The sequence below is a fragment of the Shimia sp. genome (assembly GCF_965227725.1).
GTDB lineage: Bacteria > Pseudomonadota > Alphaproteobacteria > Rhodobacterales > Rhodobacteraceae > Shimia.
Genome location: NZ_CBDDGH010000005.1, coordinates 48,021 through 68,005, shown reverse-complemented (window position 1 = coordinate 68,005; position 19,985 = coordinate 48,021). Strand labels below are relative to the sequence as shown.

Annotated in this window: 13 protein-coding genes; 2 read left to right on the top strand and 11 right to left on the bottom strand. The window is 53.6% G+C overall.

Features of this window, described 5'->3' with window-relative positions:
* Positions 1-9: 9 nt before the first annotated feature.
* From ACO07T_RS10700 to ACO07T_RS10655, 10 genes are read right to left on the bottom strand one after another with little or no spacing between them, the layout of a single operon-like run.
* A complete protein-coding gene (locus tag ACO07T_RS10700; protein WP_422049403.1) occupies positions 10-642 on the bottom strand; it encodes an alginate O-acetyltransferase AlgF in 633 nt (210 codons plus the stop codon).
* Positions 639-1,967 (bottom strand): alginate O-acetyltransferase AlgX-related protein, encoded by a 1,329-nt coding sequence (locus tag ACO07T_RS10695; RefSeq protein ID WP_422049402.1) that lies wholly within the window; start codon positions 1,965-1,967, stop codon positions 639-641. Before ACO07T_RS10695 ends, ACO07T_RS10700 begins: the two co-directional genes overlap by 4 nt.
* Positions 1,960-2,769: a hypothetical protein gene (locus ACO07T_RS10690; RefSeq protein ID WP_422049401.1), complete on the bottom strand. Its 810-nt coding sequence runs from the start codon at positions 2,767-2,769 to the stop codon at positions 1,960-1,962. Before ACO07T_RS10690 ends, ACO07T_RS10695 begins: the two co-directional genes overlap by 8 nt.
* Entirely contained in the window at positions 2,766-3,839 is a 1,074-nt protein-coding gene (locus ACO07T_RS10685; RefSeq protein ID WP_422049400.1) for an alginate O-acetyltransferase AlgX-related protein, read from the bottom strand. Before ACO07T_RS10685 ends, ACO07T_RS10690 begins: the two co-directional genes overlap by 4 nt.
* Before the next feature lie 7 nt (positions 3,840-3,846).
* On the bottom strand, positions 3,847-5,289 hold the full coding sequence (locus ACO07T_RS10680) for an MBOAT family O-acyltransferase (protein WP_422049399.1): 1,443 nt from the start codon (positions 5,287-5,289) through the stop codon (positions 3,847-3,849).
* A 2-nt stretch (positions 5,290-5,291) separates the two neighbouring features.
* On the bottom strand, positions 5,292-6,746 hold the full coding sequence (locus tag ACO07T_RS10675) for a right-handed parallel beta-helix repeat-containing protein (protein ID WP_422049398.1): 1,455 nt from the start codon (positions 6,744-6,746) through the stop codon (positions 5,292-5,294).
* Between the two features lie 55 nt (positions 6,747-6,801).
* Entirely contained in the window at positions 6,802-8,202 is a 1,401-nt protein-coding gene (locus tag ACO07T_RS10670; protein ID WP_422049397.1) for a mannose-1-phosphate guanylyltransferase, read from the bottom strand.
* A 27-nt stretch (positions 8,203-8,229) separates the two neighbouring features.
* The gene (locus tag ACO07T_RS10665; RefSeq protein ID WP_422049396.1) at positions 8,230-9,342 is read right to left on the bottom strand and encodes a hypothetical protein; all 1,113 of its coding nucleotides are present in this window, start codon (positions 9,340-9,342) and stop codon (positions 8,230-8,232) included.
* Positions 9,343-9,362: 20 nt separating this feature from the next.
* Complete coding sequence (locus tag ACO07T_RS10660) at positions 9,363-10,856, bottom strand: glycosyltransferase (protein ID WP_422049395.1); 1,494 nt, start codon at positions 10,854-10,856, stop codon at positions 9,363-9,365.
* Complete coding sequence (locus ACO07T_RS10655) at positions 10,837-12,156, bottom strand: nucleotide sugar dehydrogenase (RefSeq protein WP_422049394.1); 1,320 nt, start codon at positions 12,154-12,156, stop codon at positions 10,837-10,839. The genes ACO07T_RS10660 and ACO07T_RS10655 overlap by 20 nt, the downstream gene beginning before the upstream one ends.
* A gap of 1,092 nt (positions 12,157-13,248) precedes the next feature.
* Here ACO07T_RS10655 and ACO07T_RS10650 point away from each other — a divergent pair.
* Together ACO07T_RS10650 and ACO07T_RS10645 are read left to right on the top strand one after the other, a co-directional pair.
* Positions 13,249-14,670: a hypothetical protein gene (locus tag ACO07T_RS10650; protein WP_422049393.1), complete on the top strand. Its 1,422-nt coding sequence runs from the start codon at positions 13,249-13,251 to the stop codon at positions 14,668-14,670.
* Positions 14,663-17,014: an acylphosphatase gene (locus tag ACO07T_RS10645; protein ID WP_422049392.1), complete on the top strand. Its 2,352-nt coding sequence runs from the start codon at positions 14,663-14,665 to the stop codon at positions 17,012-17,014. Before ACO07T_RS10650 ends, ACO07T_RS10645 begins: the two co-directional genes overlap by 8 nt.
* 544 nt (positions 17,015-17,558) lie before the next feature.
* Here the strand turns inward: ACO07T_RS10645 and ACO07T_RS10640 are convergent.
* The gene (locus ACO07T_RS10640; protein WP_422049391.1) at positions 17,559-19,841 is read right to left on the bottom strand and encodes an adenosylcobalamin-dependent ribonucleoside-diphosphate reductase; all 2,283 of its coding nucleotides are present in this window, start codon (positions 19,839-19,841) and stop codon (positions 17,559-17,561) included.
* Positions 19,842-19,985: the final 144 nt, after the last annotated feature.

The following is a 19,985-nucleotide window of genomic DNA, read 5'->3' as shown; positions in this document are numbered from 1 at the left end:
AAATCAAGCTTACTTCAAATAGGCATTCGGCGTGGCAAGCGCGGAATAGCCGCCATCATTTTCGGCAAAAACGATGGTCACCCCCGCCTTCCTCTGGAGCTGAACTTGGGTTGCCGTTGCCAGAACTTCGCCTTCCCGACGAACCTCGAAATCCAATGTAAGAGGTGCTTTGATCGCGATGGATTTGCCATTCGCCGCATTCACGCCCGTCAAGACGCTTGCCTTTGCCGCAGGCACGTAGAGCTCCAGATTGTCGGCGTCCGACATGTTGTAGAAAGTAACGTCGGCCTTTGACGGGCTGCCCGTAATTGTGTCGATCTGGACTGTTGCCTGATCATCGGAATGCGACACGATGGTGTAGTGCATATTGGGCTCGACCTGCACGGTGGCAGATGCCCCAGTCAGAGACACCGTCACCTCACCAGGCATCACATTCACAAACTCCGTCGGCCCATCGCTCAAACCTTCAAGGCTCTTGCTCCCAACGGTGGCAACGCTCTGATCCGGAGCCAGAACCCGGATAAAACTTGAATTCGGTGCGAACACATCTTGGTAAAGATTGTCATCCGCGGCCTGCAGGATGGAAGCTTGGCTCAATACAATTGCCGCGGCAACAGGGGCAGTAAGAAACATACGTGTCATGAGTTATCCTTCAACTGTGGAGGGCAAAGTGATAGCGATGGCGAGGGGCCAAAGGGTTCGGACAAATGAATGGAAACTTTGGTTGCACCGGTCTGCCAAAGCCCTGTTGCGGGCATGTAAAATCGACCGGTCCGACGCAGGCGCTCTCCACGCTCAATCGACTTAACGCGGCTCAAGCCATCGTGTGAGGTAAAGTCAAAATCAGCGCGGAGTCCGGCGCTGCCATCGGTGTCAAGAAAGAGCGTATGATCATGGGTGAGATCAATTTGATCCAGATCCGCAACCAAAGAGCGCCGGTCGCTGCTCACTTCAAACGAGATCGCTTTGGTGCATTCTCCTCGCGCCGCAGCGATCAGTTCACGCATCGGCTGATCGCCATACTGTGCCAGATTGTTGTAGATCGGGTTCTCCCAAATCAGAAACTTCGGCCGGCTTTGCGCAAACTCTTCTGACGTCAGATAGGATGTCATGGCACCAAATTGGTTGCCGCCTGTAATGGCATAGTTGATGACCTCGAGCTGCGAATACTCAGCAAGAAATCCGGGAAAGTTATTGATCGGCGAGTCAGAGAAAGACGTCCCGAGCAGAGCGACCTGAATCGCGTCCTCCCCTCCCCCGAACAAATCAAGCCCCGCATCGCCCAAATCTGAAGAGGTCAAAGCAACCGTCTCGTAAGTCATTGTGACTGGATCTGGCAAAGCCAGCTTGCATTTCTTTTGCAGCGCACGACGCATGCCAGAGAACGCAACTTCAGATTTTAGGGGATGAGAGGCGTATTCGGTCTTCTCAAGCGCGGCGTAGCTCGGTTGAGACTGAATGACATTGGCGATCTCTTTGGCTGTTTCCATTGCGCCACGCGCAGACCAGTGAAAATCCGCTTTGAAGAACGTAAGATCACCTTCCGGTGCCTTCAACATGGCGTCGCGCGCATCAACCGCAATAACGCCAGCGTTCTCCAGCCGAGTCAGTATTTCCGTGTGAACCCTCGTTGCCACCTGCAAATCAAAACCGTAAAGCGGGGCGCGCTCAGGTAAATAGTCAGGCATTGTGACGCTTTTTGTGGGGATCGGAACATACACCAAGGTGGTGCCCTTCTCCGCGAGGGCCTCAGACAGTGCCCCCAAATGGCGAACAGTTGCGTCCGAAAATGGATGGTACATGCGAAGATCTGCATTGATGCGAAAAATCACACCGTCCTTGCCTTCTATGGCTGGCAAATCTCCCTGCGTTTCGAGGCCTACGCAGCCAAAATTTGACGCATGGCTTGCCGTCGCGCAGGCTGCAAATCCAAGTGCCAGAGAAAGTCGCCGCATAAATTCAGCCATCCGATTTTTCCTTTCCTGCTTGCTCAAGACCGTCCATGTGCTGCTTCTTGAGCGCACTTTCAGCGACGGGGATGAGGTTTACGGCTGTCGCTCTGACGCTGAGGGAGGGAGAGGCGCGCGCTATTTCCAAATAGGCTCTCGCCCGTTCCAGATCTGCCAGCTCAGCATCTTTGGTTTGCAAAGTGACACTGGCCAATTGCAGAGCGATCGGCCCGGCACCCGGAGCGCCGTTTAGCTGCACAATCTTCTCGATGTCATCGCCAAGCGGTCCAAATGGTTTCTCAGAAATATGGAAACCCACAACCACCTTGAGAGCATGAGAATTACCTGCACGAAGATAGGCTAGGAACACCGCCTTCAGGCTTTGCAAACGGCCCTCAGAAGTCCTCTCGGGGTCTATTTCCTGAAGCGCCTGAACCATGCCGCGCAGAGCGCCGCCCCGCCCTGTCGCAGCTGCAATTCCATAATAATGGGCCACATCCGCTGCCAGATCCGGATCGGACTTGGCTTCAAGATATTGCGCAAACCGGTAGGCGGCAAAACCATCTTGCAGATCGGCCAATGCGCGTATCTTAGAAGGTGAGACATGACTGCCCGCAACAAGTGCTCTGCGAGCGTCAATGAGTTCTGGCGTCGGCAGATCGGTGCTATTCTTTAGCCCCGTGACCAACGAGACTTCTTTGCTCCCGTCATTGCTCGCGCCCACATGAGCACGGCCAGCTGTCACCTCGACGTATTGTGCAGACACCGGCGGTACGGATGCCAGATAGGCACACAAAGCAACCATCCAAACCCGCGTCATGAACCCGCCTCCCGGAGCTGCAAAATCTCGGGATCAGTCAAGTAGCGAACGGGTATCTCCCATAGGACTGTTTCAGGCATCTCCTGTTCGGAGACAGTCTCCAAATAGCGCCGCATTGGGGCGATTGGGCCCTGCCCTTGCTCGGCGAAATTGAGCACATCATGCCGCAATCTAAGCTTCAGAGCTTCGGCAAAACTCCAATTTTCATTGGCAGAATAGCTTGTGCCGACCAGAGCATAGGGTGTCGGCCCGTCGCTTCCGAACAGATCCAGAGCTCCGGTTTCAGGTTCTTCAGATTGTGCCACTGCGCTGTAGGGTACTTCTCGCTCAACTGGTAAACCCACATGCGGTGCCAATGCATCAGAGGTCACAAACGAAATAAGATCGCCGCTAAAGGTGACTTCCTCAGCGTAGATCTTTTCGAATTTATCTGCGCCCCACTGGACCAAACCAGACTCTGCAACGGTTTTTGCCACCGCATCTGCGCCCGCACCTGTCCAATGGGTGTCGGTCTGAAAAAATGCGTCAGAAGTTCCCAAAAGCGCGTCGTAGGTGTCAACAACCGCAACACTTTTGGCGTCCAACTGAGCGAGAAAGGTCGTATAGAAAGCATTCATTGCATCGGATTGAGCGACGTTGCTTGAGTGATCCCGCGCGATGTCGAGCTTGGCTGGAAGCGGCACAACGACCAACTGTGTCCCCTTCCGATCTAGATCGGCAGAAACACTGGCAATCCAATCTGTAACTTCGTTCAATCCGTGGTCATTTGCTGAAGCAGAGCGGAACTCTTCGTCCGTAAAGAGCCAACCGTCCTGCCCCGGCACCACACCCAAGCGGCCCTCTTTGAGCAGCACATATCTAGCGGCACCGATCCAGGCGACGGCGGCGCTGCGATGCGGTAGGTTATCTCGATAGATCCCGTCAATTTCCTGCGTCGCCTTTCCGTCAAAAAGGGTGGCGAAATCCGGCCCGGCAATGTCTGACCGGCTGAGTGCCAAATTGGCGACAACAGCGTATCCGAAAAAAGCGATTGGCAAGGTTAGTTTCATAGCAAGATTGAAGTGCATCATGCGGCCCTCAGAACTGGAAATACAGGAATGGGGAGAAGCTCTGCTCGGCCAATTTCAAGATGGCCAAGGTTCCGCAAAGGAGCGCCCCTAGGGTGCCAAGCACCTGGCTCCAATTCACAACCGCCGCCGCTGTCCCGCCGTGACTGACAATCGGCTGGGGTGATTGGCTGAAATGCCCAAAGATGCGCGGCTCAAGAAAAACAACCAAAATCGCGATCAGGGCCAGAGAAACGCTCTCGCGGGTAGCCTCGTAATAAAGCGCTGCATCGCCCCAAATTCCATTGAAGCCAAAGAGCCCTGCATACACACCCACCCCTTCCGAGACTGAGGTCGCACGGAACATGACCCACCCGATCAGGACAAAAAACAGGGTGAGAGGCAGTGCATACCAATGCTCTTGCGCCCGCTTGTCCCAGCCGACGAAACGCTCCGCAGCAAGCAGCCCACCATGCCAGAATCCCCAGAGAACGAAGGTCCAATTCGCGCCGTGCCACAGTCCGCCCAGCACCATCACTGTCATCAGATTGAAGTATGTGCGCCCCGGGCTCACCCGATTGCCGCCCAGTGAAATATACAGATAGTCACGCAGCCAATTGGACAGGGAGATATGCCAGCGCCGCCAAAACTCTGTGATTGAGCGGCTGATGTAGGGGAAGCGGAAATTCTCCAGGAAGCGGAAACCCATCATTTTCCCCAAACCAATCGCCATGTCGGAATAGCCGGAAAAATCAAAGTAGAGCTGCAGCATATAGGCGATTGCCCCGGCCCAAGCGATCACCATCCCGGGGCTGTCTGCACCAAAGACCAGATCGGCAAGTGGTGCCACCGCATCAGCAAGAATGACCTTCTTGGCCATGCCCACCAGAAAACGCGCCAGCCCATCGCAAAACAGCTCAACGCTGTGGTCTCGCTTGCGGAACTGATCCTCCAGATCTTTGTACCGCAGGATCGGTCCGGCGATCAGCTGCGGGAAAAGCGCAATGAACGCGGCGAAATCTATGAAGTTGGCATCCGCCTTTGCATCCCCTCGATAGACGTCGATGAGATAGCTCAACGCTTGGAAAACATAGAAGGAAATACCAATTGGCAAAATCAGTCGCCAATGCACGCCAAGCCCGGCCGCGTCCGTCCCAAACAGCATGGCGAAGCTGTCGATGAAGAAATTCAGGTATTTGAAGACACCCAAAACCCCAAGACAGCCAACAACCCCAATTGCCAGAAAGGTACGCCCCTTCGCGGTTCCCTTATGCTTGGCCACCTTTTGGCCAATCACATAGGCGAAGGCCGTTGTTAGGATAAGAAGTCCGAGAAAATCGACGCGCCACCACGCATAAAATACATAGCTGCCAAGCAAGATCGGATAGGATCTCAAACGGACTGGCGTGAGATAGTACATCGCCAGAAACACGGGCAAAAAGAGAAAGAGGAAAGACTCCGACGAAAAGACCATTCTTACCCCTCCTGTGCTTGAGTGTTGCGACATGCGAGCTCTGGCAAAGCAAATTGGTCGACACCAGCCGATGCCAGAGTCACGAATTGTTTGCCGTGCAAATCCTGCAGAATTTGCCTGCTCTGAAAAATGAGATCCCCTTCGAGCAAACGTGGAAATTGCTCAGAAAAGTCATTGTCTTGCATCAAGAGGTCCGCTGCACTGGCAGAGCTTAGTCCAACGCGATTTGCGGTGATCTGGTTGCCCATCAACCGGGTCTTGGTGCCAACCGGCTGATTGGTAACGTGAATGCCCGCACTCTGATTTCTAAAGATCCGATTGTTCTTGATGACGCTGCCTCGCGATGAGGAAAGCGAAATGCCTCTGCTTTGCGCCGAAAAAATATAGTTGCCATCGACATATGTGCAGTCTGATCTTGAGACAGAAATGCCGTTTCGGGCACTGTTCCAAATGTGATTGCCAAGCAGCTGCGTTTGCGCCCCAGCACCTTCCACCTCAATGCCTTGCGCAGAAGACGCCAGTATCAAGTTGTTTGCCACATAGGTGCCAGACGCTCCGTCTGTCACACGGATGGCGCTGCCTCCCGTTGGGGCGACAAAGGTATTGCCAACGACCTGCGCGCCCTCGCCTCCACGAACCACCATTCCCGGTCCGATGGACTCTAGAAACAAATTCCCCGACACATCGGCGCCCCGCGCGCCTTTTACAGAAACAGGCCCTGAGTTCAGAAACGTGTTGCCCTGAATAACGCTGGATTCGCTGGGCTGATAAAGTCCAGGACTGAGAAGGGACACGCCAGAGAAAGCCGCTGTGGTCCCAAAGCCCAGGCTCTCCAAATGGGAGTTTTTGACGTACGCAATCCCGGTGCCTGCCGTCGCAACAAATGGCCTATAGTCGGGCTCGCGCAGATTGGCTGATCCACTCCCGGAAATTTGACTTTCAAAGACGGTCAAGCGACCGAAATTCGCCACAAAAGCCCCGTCAGAGCGACTGAGACGCAGATGATCGTTTGGCTCCAATACCAACTCGGCATCCGCCCAAATAGCGATTGGCACTTTGAACCCATCAACACCGATCAGATCCGCCTGCTGTTCCATTGCGCGCACGATCGAAACCAATTCAGAAAATCTGAGCTGCCCGCCTTGGATGGTGAGACTGCGCTGTTCCTGATCGCTTTGTGCCTGAACAATCGAAAGTTGGTTATTGGAACCGGCTGACAAAGACAGCTGCCCCAGAACCAGCCGTGTATTGGCAAAAATCACCGAAGCAGGTTCTCCGGTGCTTTCATGGCTGGGTTGAGAAACCGTCAGATCGCGGCTTTTGCCACCGAGCAACGCGGCCGACACATCAAAAGAACCAGAAAGTTGCTTTGCGCGATATTTCTCAAAGACGTCCGCATAGGCACGTTCGAGATGCGAAAAATCTGCGATTTGATTGGCCAGCGCGGCGCCGGACAAAGCCACTGCAACGGCGCAAGCGCCCACCGCAGTTTTTACAATGCGCCTTGTTTCACTACGCATTTTGGACCTTTTCCCAATATGGCTCAGTTTCGATACTGCCCGCCATCGTGACCAAAAGAGCCTCAGCGGCGTCATTGCCATTGTTTGTGAGAGTGGTGCGCCCTTCCGAAGGCATCGCCAGCCGTTCACCTATGTCCAGCGCGCGCCGGCGCAGGCCGTCAAAGATCTGCAGATTGCCCGAGACGGGAATAATCTGGCGGCCCGGAAGCGCGTCAAGCTTGATCGAAGCGCCTGCATTTATCCTGATCACCGACATGTCAAAGCTGGGCGACCGCATGATATGGGTGCTTTGCCCCCAGACATGGTCTTTTGACACTGGCGCAACGGCTTCACTCCGCTGCTCATCCTTCAGCGTGTTCACAACCTCTTTGACGTCCTGGCATTTGCCGCGCTGTGTCACAAGAACCGCATCAGGCGTATCCACAACAATCACATCTGACATGCCTACGACTGCAATCAGACGTTTATCGGCCTTCACCAAAGCGTTGGTTGTATCGACCGAAATCACATCGCCATGAAACGAGTTGCCCTCTTTGTCCTGATCGGCAATCGCGTGCATCGACGTCCAGCACCCGACATCGTCCCATTCGACATCCAGAGGGGCGAGCACAACGCGTTTTGATTTCTCAAAGATAATACGTTCTGTCGGTTCATTCGTTGCTTTGCGGAAGCTCTCCGGATGCAGCAACAAATTGTCGTTGATCTCATCGCCACGATCCACCGCAGAGAAGACCGCGTTGAAGGTCGTGGGGTCATACTTTTTCATTTCTTTGATGATGGTGCTCGCAGTGAACATCGAAATGCCTGACGCCCAATACGCTGCACCTGATGCCAGCAACGCAGTCGCTTGTTCGATCGGCGGCTTCTCAACAAAGGAGGCAACGCGCTGCAGATTGTTAAAATTGGCAATCGACCCGCCATCGGTGATGTAGCCATAACCCGTTTCAGGGTAAGATGGCTTGATGCCAAAGATCACGATGCGGCCATCCAGCGCGACCTGTCTCATCTCACGCAAACGGCTGTTGATATCCCCGGTGATCACGTGATCGGACGGCACCACAAGCAAGATCCCCTCGGGATCTCTTTGCGCGACCCGAATGGCCGCGGCCATCACCGCAGGTCCGGTATTGCGGCCCATCGGCTCGCAGATCACATCGGCGGAGCATTGCAACTCATCCAACTGGCGCTTCACGGTGTGCTGATGCTGTGCCGCTGTCACAATTGTGGGCTGCGCAAAATTCTCTGCACGATGCCTCTGAATGGTGGTCTGAAAAAAGGTCAGCGAAGATGGGCCGTTCACTTTTTGAAACTGCTTTGGGCTTTGTGATCGAGACAAGGGCCAAAGGCGCGAACCGGAACCTCCACAAAGAATAAGGGGGTGTATGTCTTTCATCTTCCTATTCTCCAAATTCCAATCGCGTCAGGACGCAAAACCCGGAAAGAAATTTCCAATTTTTACAAATGCTTGTTGGATATTGCTGATGGCAGCGTCCCGCAGCCGAAGGCGGCCAATCGTCCCGGGCTCTATCGAGCGGGATGCGGCATCCGCCAGGGTGAGCTTCACTTTGGAGTAGCCACGCAAGTCCACCTGCGCGCCGGTCTCAACGATCTGCACATGTGCCGGCAAGACCGTTCCATCAGCCAGCTCAATTTCTGCAGTGTCACCGTCTATCAAACGCGCAGCACCCTCACTGCTCAGTTTGGTTTCGCTCACCAGAGGCGCATTTGGCTCGGCAACCTTGAGAAGGGCATCCCCCGCCAGCACTGTCCCACCGGTAAAGAGCCCACTGTAGGGAAGCACTTCACAATCACAGGGCATCTTTGTGCTGAGCAAGTCGCCAGAATTTGAGCTGATTGAATAGGCGACTTCGCCCTCTGCGGCGTCGAAATTGATGTATGAAATCTGTCCTGAAGCCGTTGCGCGCATGATGTCGCCCGCGCGGGTGAAGACAACCGGGCTTTCCTCATATTTGTAGGCGACCCGCTCAATAAACATGCTTGCCGCCAAAAAAACGAGGCCTGCCCCCATCGCGGCGAAAAATGCGCCACGCACCCCATTCGCGGCACGACGCGCGACGCTTGTCTTCGCGTTCGGAGCGGGAGGCTTGGCTTTGGTTGGGCCTGTGAAACCCAACAAAGCGCCCATATTGACCATATCGCCAGCTATAAAGCTGTTCAGAATATAACGCATGGGCGGGAGGTGCTCGCCCGTGGGATTGGTAAAGCTGAGTTTGACCTTCGGATTGTCGCTTTCCTCGCTCAGCTCAATCCGGGCTTCCGCAAAGAGATTGATTGAAAATCCATCAAAATCAAATCGAAGCGTTACCAGCTCTTCGTTTCCATTCAGAGACTTGGGCAGCAATCCTGTGACCTCAGCCTTCGTCAATGAGATGCATGATCCCTCTAGCCGCCGGTCATCAATGATGGCACCAAACGGGATCGTCAGCATGGGGTGTTCGTCTTCAAAGACAAACTCCTCGGGCAACGCCTTGGGCGGAAGAGATGTATTGTGGCTGCTTTCAGTGTTTGACATGAGGTTCCCCCTTTCAGCGCTTATGCGGCGCCTGTGAGATAAAGAACGGCGAGCGAGAGCCATCCAAGTGCAAGTACATGAAGGTAAATTGATCCGTAGGACTTCAGGCGTTCAGAGGTGGAACGAGGCGCTTTCTGCCCGCCCTTGGCGGCTTGTCGGGTCCACTTCTGCCGATCAAGCCGAAAGTAAACAAAGCTCTTAACCGCCGCGCCTACCAGCTGACCAAAGTACAACAGAAAGGGGTATGACACTGGGAACCAATGCCCCCGAAAGAGCGAGATCATGGCGCAGAACATATAGCGCGTGAACATCACCCAGGCGAAATAGGCGGGCAGTACAATCGGATCAAAAAAGATGGCTGCCGTGATTGCTGAAAGAGGCCCTGCAAGTGTCGTCCAGATTGACAGGTTCTGGTCGAAGATAGACCACCAAACAAATAGCCCGATACGACGGCTCGGAATTTCAAGCGCGCGTCCGTTGGTGCGCAGCATGTTCCCAAACCAGCGCACCATCAGAGCAATGGCGCTCCCGAAAAACGTGGGTTTGGGCTGCGTTTCCATCGAGACCGAGCGCACGTCCGGCAGGTAGACCATCTCATAGCCATTTTTGAGCAGCCAGTACCAAGTCGACTTGTCGTCGCCAGTCAGAAAATTGACCCTTCCCAGCCGCCAGTGATCAATGAAATCACTGCGGATCAATTTGATAAAATCGGGATTGGTGGCCAAATCGGCCCGAAAAACAGACATGCGCCCGGTCAGTGTGAGAACACGTTTGCTCAGCCCCATCGAGCACATCATGATCTGACGCTGATCAAACCTCAGTTTGAACCAATCCCTGAAAAAACCAGGCTGCGGAATATCGACCGCTTCATCAGTTGTCAGAGCGCCCACTTGAGGATTGGTGAAGAATGGCGCCGCCTGATCAACGATGTTCGCAGGCACACAGCTGTCGCCGTCCACAAAAACAACCACGTCGCTGCTGCTGGGGCAATTTCGCGAAATCAGCGACAAGGCCTTTGCCAAAGCGTCTCTTTTTCCGGTGCCGGGGATGCGGTCAATGATAAGTTTCACGCCGCTCATGTCGCAAGGCATGCAGGAGAACACCTGCCGGATCAGCCGTTCATCAGCGCCATCAACCACCGAAGAGACGATCGTTGCGCCCCCTTTGGACTTCGCAGCCGCAGTGAACACACTGGTATAGACGGGGATCGTAACTTCAGGCTCAATCTTATACGATGTTGTCAGAAAATAGGCATGTGCGGCCCCAGGACGCGACGCATAGTCCTTCACCGCACGTTCTTTCTCCCTGGGATAAGCAAAACGCCTAAAATATATCGCCCGAGCGAAATTCACCGATGCCCAGCTATATCGCCATGCCCCCAAGAACCCGATCAAGATCAGCGCTTCTTCGGCATTCCCCAAACGCTCCGCGGGAACAAAGGAAATCAACAGAATGATAATGGCAAAATATGCGATATGACTGAGCATCGAAGAACTACCAGCAGATGCCTTCATAGGACCCGGCTGACGTCAAATCGCGCCGCAGCCGTGTCAGATCGACCATAGGTTTTGAGCCGGACACTTTTCCAAGTTCATCGACGGTGTCTTTATAAAGGTTGCCAACCACGATGGCGTCTGACCGCGCGATCAACTCCTTGAGTTCCGGAACAATTCGGCTCGCCAGATCCGGTACAACGTCATTTCCCCGGCCCGCGGTGGAATTCTCGTTGGCGTAGGCTTCATGGACATAGGGATCATAAAATTCGACGCCCATTCCGCCCTTGATCAAACGCGACGCCAGTTCGGCCAGCGGGCTTTCTCGGAGATCATCCGTGCCCGGCTTGAAGCTCACACCGACAAAGCCAACCTTCTTGGCCCCCGCGTCCCGCACCATGCGCTCCGCTTTCGCGATTTGCGCTTCATTGGCCTCCAAAACCGCGTGCAACAAAGGCGCAGCGACATCCTTGGATTGGGCCAAATAGCGCAAAGCCCGAACATCTTTGGGCAGACAGGATCCCCCAAATGCAAAACCAGGCCGCATGAAATAAGGTGAGATGTTGACCTTCTGATCAGAGCACAAAATCTCCATCACGGTCTGACCATCCAAGCCGCAGGCCTTCGCGATATTGCCTATCTCATTGGCATAGGTGACCTTCACTGCTCGCCATGTGTTGGAGGTGTATTTCACCATCTCGGCGGTGCGCACATCCACACTGTGGATGTGACAATTCAAAGGCTCGTTGATCTCTTTGAGGATTGCCGCCGTTTTCTCTTCCAATGCGCCAAAAACGATCAAGCCAGGGTCGTAGTAATCCTCGATTGCGGTGCTTTCACGCAGGAATTCAGGATAATACCCAACGCCGAAGTCGGCACCGGCACTCTTGCCCGAGAAACGCTCCAAGGTTGGAATACAGGTTCCTTCGGTGCTGCCAGGAACAATGGTCGACCTGATGATGACGGAATGGAAGCTCGGCTTCGCAGCAATCGCACGACCGATGTTTTCGCATGCACTCTCAACATACTTCAGGCCAACAGAGCCATCCGCAGCGCTGGGGGTTCCTACACAGACAAAAGATGCATCCGAGTGATTGATCGCGTACTGAACATCATCTGTCGCCTCGAGACGACCTGCTTCGACGACCTCTTTTACAAGGGCATCAAGGCCATTTTCAACGATGGGTGAAATGGCTGCGTTGATGGCATCGATTTTCCCACGATCCACGTCAACCGCAATGACCTTATGGCCATCTTTGGCCAAGCAAGCCGCAGCGACAACCCCGACGTAGCCAATACCGAAAATGCTTATATTCGCCATAAAATCCTCGCGTTAAGTGCATGTGGTCAAAATATCTGTCTGACACCCAGCACCTTGCGGCAGCGCAGCATTTTTCGGCAGTCGGTAAACTCCTTTCGGTTGTGGGGGAATCTCCTACACAGCGCGCACAGAAATCTCCCTACGTTAGAAATCGGGTCGCAGCGGGGTAAGCATTTATTGGTTATTGATGTCGTCGCGGGATCAAGATTTTCGCGAATTCTCAAGTAGATATAGAGTTGTTCGCATGGGAAGGCTGCTTCTTCCTGCTGACCACTCGTGGATAGAACAACGAAACGGCACACAGACGCTAACGACCGTTTGTGATCTCGTGCCGAAGGTGTCGGTTTAGCCTAATGCTAAGCGTTCTGCGCCACTGATAGAATTTCGGCGGTGCGTTCTTGCGGCTACCGTTGCGGCTGAAAGTCTTTGCTCGCCAAGAAGTATTCCGCGCCGATCATGGTGCCCAGCATATCTTGTTCAAGAGGCTGAAAGAAAACCTCTTGAGTGCCTTAGCCGCCCGGCCTCCAAGCCATTCCCACACAAGTAAAATTTCTCCATCTACAACCAAGTACGTAACACCCGAAATGGGAAGTTGCGGCAGCACCGGCATAGTCGGGTCGATAAACTGAGGAAAAAGCGCACCGAAAAGGACAACAGCAAATGGGCTCGCCATCGAAGTCACAAAACCTTGACGGAATAATCGAAACGATTGCTCGGATAACGCCGCAGCTTTCGTGGCTTGAGATCAGACAAAGCAAACCTGAACGGCATTGAAACAAGACCTATCACTAAACGCAGACACATCTGTAACAAGCAACCAGGTATCTTCGCAGAGGTTCAGTTCATCAGGCGACTGTTTGTGGCCGCTCTACCCTGAGGCATTAGCCTGTTCCAATACAGCTTCAGCTGACTAAGACAACAGTCCCTTGATAACTAAGAAATTGAGGCAATCCTGGAAGGCCATGCCTTCAGACATAGCGAACAAAAATACCCCAAGATGGCTTGAGTGTTTTTAGGCTTGGAAGTGGGCTCACATCTACTATTGTCGGTTCACTTTCGACATTCTTAAAAAGCCGATATCGGGTTCACGACATGCTAATCGCCCAGAAACTATGCGAAAAAAACAGTTTCTCGTTTGAGGCTACGTTTCGAAACCAGTTCCTTCTTACCCAGAACAGAGCTCTAGATGTACCCGAGTGGACGGAAAAAAGCCTCAATGGCTGGCACCTTAAGCATTGTCAGGATTTACCTGTAGCGAAAGTCGTGTCTGCCACAGGTTTGCCTATTGGCTTTATCTTAGGAGTCGCAGTCGACAGTGATGGGCATTGCGTCGACAGCACCCAAACACTGCCTTGCGAAGAAACTTCGGTGAATTTCTGGGATGTAGTTGAGCGTTACGTCATAGGGCTCGCTGGCCGCTACGTCGCGATCTTTCTAACCAACGACGCTCAAAGAGTTTATACAGATCCGGTTGCCGACTACGCTGTGGTCTATGATCCGGATGCTCGCATCGTCGCATCCTCTTTGTGCCTTTGTCTCGATCGAGAAATTCACCCGAATCCAATTTTTCCCTGGCAGGAAATTACAGGACGCCGCAAACAGTATTCGCTGGGCCATACCAGAGATTTCGGAGTGAAACGGCTGCTCGGGAACCACTATCTTGGCCTGCGTGATTTTCGTCCCAAACGCTTCTGGCCCAGGCATGACAGTGATCTCGAAACGAGGCCTGAAGATCAGGTCAACGAAGTTGTGGCAAGCATCAATGAGCGGCTATCTCAAAATTTGCGGGCTCTGCTTAGGAACCATAAGTGTATCTTGCCGCTTTCCGGTGGGCGGGATTCCAGATGTCTGCTTGGTGCAGGGATTGAAGATGTCCAAAGCGCCGAATTTGCGTTTACCTGGCGGTTTCACAAGCAATCTGGCCAAGATGCAAATATTGCAAAGGAAATTTGTGAACGCTTAGGCATCCGCCACCAACTCTACGGCTTTCAGAAGACGACGTTCAAACATCGGCAGAGTTATTTTCTTTCGAATGGCTACGCCACTTTTGGGCCAGAAGTTAAGACGCTCGCTGTACACGAACAGCTGCCTAAAGGCTTTGTTGTTCTGAGAGGGAATATTATGGGCATACTTCGGGCGACAAATTGGGCTCGGCAACGCGAGGGCAGCTTGAATTTAGAACACGCCGTCAAACGGCTTAGAATCTACGGTCCTGATGAAACGCAACGGGATTTTCAGCTTTGGTTTAATGCGTTTTTGGAATGGTATGAAACGCTGCCCCCTCAAGGAAAGAACAAGGTGCATGACCTCGCTTGGCTGGACATAACGCTTCCACATAGCCAGGGTGCGCGTTGGCATGGGTTTCCCAATCAGTTCTATATGAATCCCTTCGCTGACCGGCGTCTCTTGTCTTTGTCTATGCAGTTGCCCTTAAAATTGCGCAGGAATGACAAAGCATATGCCGCACTGCTGGATCTAACGGTGCCTAGCCTCAATGATATCCCGTATGTCTGAACGTGACTGCTACCACCTCCTCGTCTACGGCAAAGTTCAAAAAGTCGGCTTTCGCAAGTGGACGTTACAAAAAGCTGCTACTTTGGGCATTCAAGGATGGGTTCGCAACCGACCAGACGGCCGTGTAGAGGCAATGGCCACTTGTACCGAAGATCAGTTGAAACTGTTCTGCCGTGCTCTTGAAGAGGGCCCTGCAAACGCGCGCGTTGCTCGGTTGGATGTAAAAGAGGCGAGGCCAAAAAGCTTTCGCATGTTCACTGAGAAAGCTGATGGACCATCGACCGCTGAGAAAGTGAATGACTTGGTTGACGAACTCCATCCAGAATACGTGGAGGCATGTCAACGCGCCTACGACACGCTCCCTGCTAATTGCCGCGAATTTACCAAATATGAATCAAAGCCAGCACGTTGGCGATTTGGGCAAATTGATGCGGCCGCAAAAAAATTCGGTGTTGAGCTCACTTATTTGGGACCCAAATCGCCCCCAAATTTTTTGTGCAAAACCGACAGAAACTTGTTCGGGATGGATGTTACTCGCCCTTCTTGGGTCAGTCCAATCACCGAAGAATTTAGCAACAACAAGTTTCTGACCAAAACTGTTCTGAGCGCGCAGGGTATCTCCGTTCCTTACGGAGAGGTTTGCAACGATTTGACGCAAGCTCATGACGCTTTTGACAAGTTGCGTGGTGATGCGGTGGTGAAGCCTGTGTTTGGAACTGAAGCCAAAGGTGTGACAACCAACATTAAGTCGCGCCATGAGCTTAAAAAGGCGTTTGAATACGCAAAGTCGGTTTCGCGAAACGGGCCTGTGATAGTTGAAGAGTATGTCAAAGGCGTCGATATCAGAATTCTATTGATTGGTGACAAAATCGTTGCGGCCTACTTACGGCTGCCTGCGCATGTTGTCGGAGATGGGAATAGAACAATTTCCGAGCTTGTCGAAATCAAAAACGCGGCGCGTGCAACTCTGCCAGCTACTCAGGATGCGCACCTGCTCGAGCTCAAAATCAGCCAACGACGGCTGTTGACGCTACAAGGGCTGCAACCCGATGATGTCCCCCAACGCGACAAATTGGTTTTACTTGGAGTTTCGCCTAATTTCACTGATGGCGCTGACCTGGTGCCTATCACAAACCAAATCCATCCAGATATCACGCAAATGGCCCAAGACGCAGCGCGTGCCGTCGATCCTACGGCATTTTGGGGTATAGACGTACTCTCTGAAGACTTTGCCGCGCCTCTTACTGAAAAAAACGCATCTATATGTGAGATGAACAGCAGACCCGTCGGTGGCGTTTTCCGACACGCGACACATGGTTCGCATGTCCCTTTTTTTGAAAACCTGTTTGACCAAACGCCCAACATTGGCAATCAGTCCATTCCCTGTACCGAGAAAGAAGTGAGCGTTTCCTATGCGCCGGAGATAAATGATGCGTTTGATAAACAAGTCGCAGATGCCATCATGGCGTCGAGTGCTGGAACAAAGTTCTTAACGCCCAAGATCCTTGTAAAGCAAAGGCCTGCTGCTGCCGATTTCTATTCTCTACAACAGAATTCCAGCACTGTTAGAAGTGCGCTTGCCCCGTGGCGTTGGCTGGCTCTCCGCGATGCGCTCGATGCCAATGGCGTAAGTGTGGTATCGCAAAGCCGCTTGAATCATAGCGAAATCGCCCAGCATGATTGTGCAAGTCCCATTGGCCGAGCATTTACACTTAAGCGTCGGCATAAGATGAAAACGCATTGGGTTGAAGATTCAAATCGTCTTCGATCTCTCAGGAAGATTTACTCTGATTGGGAAATCATTTTTCAGCCTTTCGAAACCGCCTCTTCCTTGGAAGTTGCCATCGTGGGAGGCGCCGCAATCGCCGCCGCGCAGCTTGAATATCAATCAGTGCGTGCGACCGGCGAAGAAAGTACATTGGAGCAACTCGAGAGAACCCTCTTCTTTCGGCGCGGATCGATCTCTTTGTCTCAACGGCAATCCAGAAAGGAGCTTTTGGCTCCTGACGACGTGCTGCCGAGGGGCACGTTTCTCCCTCAGCCGAGAACTTTCGCCCGCATGTTGAGTGTGATCAACACGGACGTGAAGCTCACCGAAGGTCTTAAGTCTGCGTGTGATGAAATTTTGAGAATTTTACCTGGTCTACAGACCGCTACCGTCGTGTTCCGAGAAACCGAAACAGGAGATTGGGGCGTTTCCGAGATTAGGCCCGATATAGATCCACGACCATTCCTTCTCCCCGATATTGGGGAGCCAAAGAATTTGGCTTGTATACAAGCAGGCTTGGTGCTCAAGCGGTGCCAAACCTATCCTATCCAGCTAGAAAGCTTACAAATTCACTGATTCATCCAGCCTGAGAATGACAGGGTTGAAACAAGAGGTATATCTGGGACTGTTGCCTTAGCCTGCTGAAGCAGGATTAGAGCAGTCTAATGCCTTAGGGTGAAACGACCTAAAACAGCCGCCCGATGTACTAGATCTCCGCAAAGGCCGAATTGGCCCCACTTTTTCGGACAGTTTTGCAGCGTCGCTAAGGTGAATCTTGTTTAGGCTTCACGCTGCTTTTTGTTCTTCCAAGCCCGCCGAGGCTTGCGAAGATGGCGCAGGCTTTGAAACCCGCCAGGGTTTTGTCGGGAGATCAGCTTGCTGAGTTTCTGCCAGTCATCCCGGAGACTGAAAAGGTATAGGGCTTCTACAAACCTCAAGATCGTTACACCAAAAAAGGCGGCGCAAATTTGCGCCGCCCTTCTGAGTTCGTACCAACGATACTTCCGCTTTGGTTCTGGGCGAAAAGAGAGCCTTCACCCTCATTCGTAAGGGCAAAACAACAACCTCAAACACCAAACGGAAATCCTATGGTGTGTCAGACAACACTACCCCAGCACTCTCACCCGCACTTGCTATATCCGCAGCTGGTGCAGGTCATGCAGCCTTCCACCATCTGCAGCGAGAAGTCTCCGCAGCTGGGGCAGGCCTTGCCGCGTGGGGTTTCGCCCACCGCCACAACCTCGGCTTTCGGGTCAGATTTCAGCCCCATGCCCTCGCCTTCGATGAAGCCGATCGCGATCATGTGGCGCTCCAGCACGCCGCCGATGGCTGCGAGAATGGAGGGGATGTATTTGCCTTCCATCCAGGCGCCGCCACGAGGGTCAAACACCGCTTTGAGCTCTTCCACCACAAAAGACACATCGCCGCCGCGACGGAACACTGCCGAAATCATCCGTGTCAGCGCTAGGGTCCAGGCGTAGTGCTCCATGTTTTTGGAGTTGATAAACACCTCAAACGGGCGGCGGTGGCCGTTGATGATCACATCGTTCACGGTCAGGTAAATCGCGTGCTCGCTATCGGGCCACTTGAGCTTATAGGTCGCGCCTTCAAGGCTCTGCGGACGCTCCAGCGGCTCGCTCATATAGATCACTTCACCGCTGTCGGCCACGTGATCGGCTGGCTGCTCGCCCGGCGCCTTCTCATCGCTTTCCGATACGGTCAGAACCGAGCCGGTCACATCGTTCGGACGATACGTGGTGCAGCCCTTACAGCCGGTGTCCCACGCCTGCATGTAGACGTCTTTGAACGCATCAAAGCTGATGTCTTCGGGGCAGTTGATGGTCTTTGAGATCGAGCTGTCGATCCACTTCTGCGCCGCCGCCTGCATGCGCACATGCGCCGCTGGCTCCAGAGTTTGCGCGTTCACGAAGTAGTCTGGCAGCTCTTTGTCGCCAAACTTGTCGCGCCACAATTGCACAGCATAATCAACGACTTCTTCCTCGGTTCGGGAGCCATCTTTCTGCAGAACCTTACGGGTGTAGGCATAGGCAAACACCGGCTCGATGCCAGAGCTCACGTTGCCCGCATAAAGGCTGATCGTGCCGGTCGGCGCAATCGAGGTCAAAAGTGCGTTGCGGATGCCATGCTCTGCAATCGCCGCTTTCACGTCCTCATCCAGATCCTGCACCATACCGCCAGCGAGATATTTCTCTTTGTCAAAGAGTGGGAAGGCCCCCTTCTCTTTTGCCAGCGCCACAGAGGCCAGATAGGACGCCCGCGCAATCGCTTTCATCCAGGCTTCGGTCTGTGCTGCGGCTTCTTCGGTGCCGTATTTCAGGCCCAGCATCAACAGCGCATCCGCCAGACCGGTCACGCCAAGGCCAATGCGGCGCTTGGCTTGGGCTTCCTGCGCCTGCTGCTCCAGCGGGAACTTGGAGGCATCCACCACATTGTCCATCATCCGCACAGCAGTTGCCACCAGATCGGTCAGCGCCGCCTCATTCAGCTCGGCCGCCGCCTCAAACGGATCGGTCACCAGACGCGCGAGGTTGATCGAACCCAGCAGACACGCACCATATGGCGGCAGCGGCTGCTCCCCGCACGGGTTGGTCGCCGCGATCTCTTCGACGTAGCTCAGGTTGTTGCGCTGGTTGATGCGGTCGATGAAGATCACGCCCGGCTCGGCATAATCATAGGTGCTCTGCATGATCTTATTCCACAGATCACGCGCCTGAACCGTGTGATACACGCGGTCTTTGAAGACCAGCTCCCAAGGGCCATCCGCCTTCACCGCTTCCATAAACGCATCGGTCACCAGCACGGACATGTTGAACATCCGCAGACGCGCCGGATCGGACTTCGCTGTGATGAAATGCTCGATATCAGGGTGGTCACAGCGCATGGTCGCCATCATCGCACCACGGCGGCTGCCCGCGCTCATGATGGTGCGGCACATCGCATCCCAAACATCCATGAACGACAGCGGGCCAGAAGCATCCGCCGCCACACCTTTCACATCCGCGCCGCGCGGACGAATGGTGGAGAAATCATAGCCGATGCCGCCGCCCTGCTGCATGGTCAGCGCCGCCTCTTTGAGCATGTCAAAGATGCCGGACATGCTGTCAGGAACCGTGCCCATCACAAAGCAGTTAAACAGTGTCACCTGACGCGCGGTGCCTGCACCTGCGGTGATGCGGCCCGCTGGCAGATACTTAAAGTCTTCCAGCGCAGCGTAAAATTTGTCTTCCCACTTGGCCGGGTCTTTTTCCACGCGCGCAAGGTCGCGCGCAATCCGCCGCCAGCTGTCTTCCACCGACAAATCAATCGGCGTGCCATCCGCCTCTTTGAAACGATACTTCATATCCCAGATTTGCTCGGCAATAGGGGCGGCGAAACGGCTCATCGTGGCGTCCTCGACTGTTCTGCTATGATGTTCAGGGTTTCTTAACCTATAACAAACCCGTGTATGGTGGCAACGGGCAAATAGTGTCCCGAGCAAAGAAAAGCCACATGATTTTGGGGTTGAAGGTTAATGAACCCACTATAT